Raw genomic sequence first — 2,369 nt, forward strand, 5'->3', positions numbered from 1 at the left:
GTAACCGGCTATCTTCAGCTCATAGGGGTTTTCTCCCTTGCCTCCATGACGCTTTTCCTGTTGGAACACATTCTTGTGGGCTACTGGGAAGAACTCGTTTTCAGGGGATACCTGTTCCAAAACATGAAAGAGGGAATGGGGCTGGTTTGGTCCATCCTCATCTCTTGTTTCCTCTACGGACTTATACATGCCGCCAACCCCAATGCCACATTATTGTCCACCGCTATCATCATGTTTTTTGGTTTTTTACGCATCTATGGTTACCTGCTTACAAAAATGCTTTGGCTATCTATGGGTATGCATATTGGATGGAATTTCTTCCAGGGACCCATTTTTGGATTTGCAGCCAGCGGCCATAAAAAGGCGACATTCCTGGAGCTAAACATACTTCAGCCTGAATGGATAAGCGGGGGTGCTTTTGGCCCGGAAGGGAGTATATTTATAATACCTATTCTGGTTATTGCCCTCATCATTATGAAGGCCTGGGGTAATCAGAGCCGGCGAGCTTACAAAAATCACTATCTTGACTGAGCTCAAAACAGGTCCATGCTCCGCTTCTTTAGACAAGTACATCAACGACTCCTGACCGATAACAATTCAATACATATGTGCCTTACGCTATTGGGTGAAATCCGGCAGGAAATACACACTGAATAAAAATGGGAAATCCTAAGACTAATAAGATCCTTTACCTCCTCGCTTTTATACTGCTAAGTAATGCCGTTTTCGGTCAAAACGTCAAGCGAGAAAAGATGGAACAATTGAACTTTATGATCGGAGAATGGATTGGCACGTCCAGGGGGTATGAAAATGGAGTCGTTACCCGGGAAGGACCCGCATATGAAAACATTGAATATGACCTGGATCGGAGCATTTTGGTCATTGAGTTGAATACCGAGTCCCTGCAACTTCACACCATAATCCGTTACGATGAAAATGACGGAAAATATTACTACCACCCATTTTCCAAAAATGGTGCTTCAAGGTATCCCGCGGAATTTAAGGAGGGACAACTTATAGTGCGGAGCAATGATAAGACCCGATATATTTTCAGACGAACTCCGGAGGGAGGGTTTCAGGAATATGGAGAAAAACTGATCGACGGGAAATGGATCAAATATTTCGAGGATACTTTTAAGAATACAAAGTAACACAGCTAAAAGGCTTCTCCCATGCGAAGTGTCGCCTCCTTTTAAACTAATACAAATGAAAAAAGCACTCTTAATCTTATGCACAGTTCTCTTCTTAGGATGTCAAAACAAAGAAAAAGATCAAAAAGCACCATCAGGGGAAGCAAGGCCCGTCAATGAAAAAACATTTATTGAATTAGGTGGCGAAAAACAATACGTGGAAATCACGGGAGCTTCTGATGACTTACCTGTTCTACTCTTTTTACATGGTGGCCCGGGTTGGCCCCAGACACCGCATTTAAGGTATTTTAATGCCGACCTGACAAAAGACATGATACTGGTATCCTGGGATCAGGCAGGTTGTGGTCTGTCCTACCTGCAAAATCCCAACCCAAAAAACCTTAGTACACAGAGTTTGGTCGATGATGCCCATGAATTGACCCAATATCTTAAAAAGAAATTCAACAAAGAGAAAATCGTTCTCCTGGGCTTTTCATATGGAAGTGTTATCGGGTTAAAACTTGCAGAGCGCTATCCGGAAGACTATTCTGCCTATATAGGTGTTTCTCAGCTCATAGATTCTCAAAAGAACTGGGATACCTCTATGGATTGGTTAAAAGAGCAGGCTCAGGAAAAACAAGACACTGCTGCGCTAAAGCAATTGGCATTGATAGAGAAGCGGGACCCCTCTGTTTGCAAGACAGTTTTGGATTGTTTTATGAGCAAATATCAATTACTCGTAGCCTATAACGGAACTATATACAATCCTGAAATTGCTAAAGAAATTGAGAAAGCTGAGCAGCGCGCCTATGACGACTATAAGGATTACGACTGGTTTCAAGGCTTTAATTACACACATTCCAGAATGGGAGACAAACAATTCGACATAGATTTATCGAATATCACGTCCTTGGAGATTCCAATTGTTTTTATGGCGGGTCGTCATGATTGGAACCTCCCGGGCATAGTTGCTGAAAATTACCTCGAAGAGCTACAGGCTCCTGACAAGGAGTTTATCTGGTTTGAAAAATCAGGGCATGAACCTCCGGAAGAAGAGCCGGATGAGTTCAATGAGAGAGTTGTTGAAATAGTCAAAGAAAAAGGTAGTTAACACTATGACTTAACCTTGGGGTTCGCTTATCCTGATTGGATTGAAAATATAACACGCAACCCGGAGAAGCGATTATTTATATAATACAAGAGATTGAATACTTTCCTACTAGTCTTGTTCTTTATAGC

Annotated in this window: 3 protein-coding genes; all 3 read left to right on the forward strand. The window is 42.2% G+C overall.

Going from position 1 to position 2,369, the window contains the following annotated elements:
* Positions 1 to 531 (forward strand): lysostaphin resistance A-like protein (locus WBV75_RS09295; protein WP_424120348.1); only part of this gene is annotated, 531 nt, incomplete at its 5' end.
* 221 nt (positions 532 to 752) lie between these two features.
* The gene (locus WBV75_RS09300) at positions 753 to 1,151 is read left to right on the forward strand and encodes a hypothetical protein (protein ID WP_424120349.1); all 399 of its coding nucleotides are present in this window, start codon (positions 753 to 755) and stop codon (positions 1,149 to 1,151) included.
* A 55-nt stretch (positions 1,152 to 1,206) separates the two neighbouring features.
* Positions 1,207 to 2,241, forward strand: a complete 1,035-nt coding sequence (locus WBV75_RS09305) for an alpha/beta fold hydrolase (protein WP_424120350.1) — start codon at positions 1,207 to 1,209, stop codon at positions 2,239 to 2,241.
* Positions 2,242 to 2,369: the final 128 nt, after the last annotated feature.

This window comes from Robiginitalea sp. (assembly GCF_049588695.1).
Lineage (GTDB): Bacteria > Bacteroidota > Bacteroidia > Flavobacteriales > Flavobacteriaceae > Robiginitalea.